This is a genomic window from Acidiphilium sp. JA12-A1 (genome assembly GCF_000724705.2).
Classification (GTDB): Bacteria; Pseudomonadota; Alphaproteobacteria; order Acetobacterales; family Acetobacteraceae; genus Acidiphilium; species Acidiphilium multivorum.
In genome coordinates, this window is sequence record NZ_JFHO01000175.1 from 1 (window position 1) to 265 (window position 265).

Sequence of the window (265 nt, forward strand, 5' to 3'; positions counted from 1 at the left end):
CGCCGAGGCCGCGCTCGAGGCCGCCCGCGTCGCCGCCCCCGAAACCCCGCTCCGCTTCGCCGCCCTCGCCAGCCGCGCCGCGCCGGAGGCCGAACGGCGCGACGTGCTCTGGCGCGGCGTGATCGAGCTGGTGAATGCCGGCGCGCCAGAGCACGCCCGCGCGCTGATGCAGGCAGAAGGCCTCGCCGAACCCGGCCCCGACCTGCCGCACGTCACGCGGCGGGACGCGCTGATCGTGCTCGGCCAGCTCGCCCTCGGCCCGGGC

1 protein-coding gene is annotated in these 265 nt (G+C 79.2%); it reads left to right on the top strand.

Going from position 1 to position 265, the window contains the following annotated elements; all coding sequences use genetic code 11:
- Window positions 1-265, top strand: a 265-nt coding sequence (locus RT91_RS19020) for a hypothetical protein (protein ID WP_035189336.1), incomplete at both ends; no start/stop codon positions are given.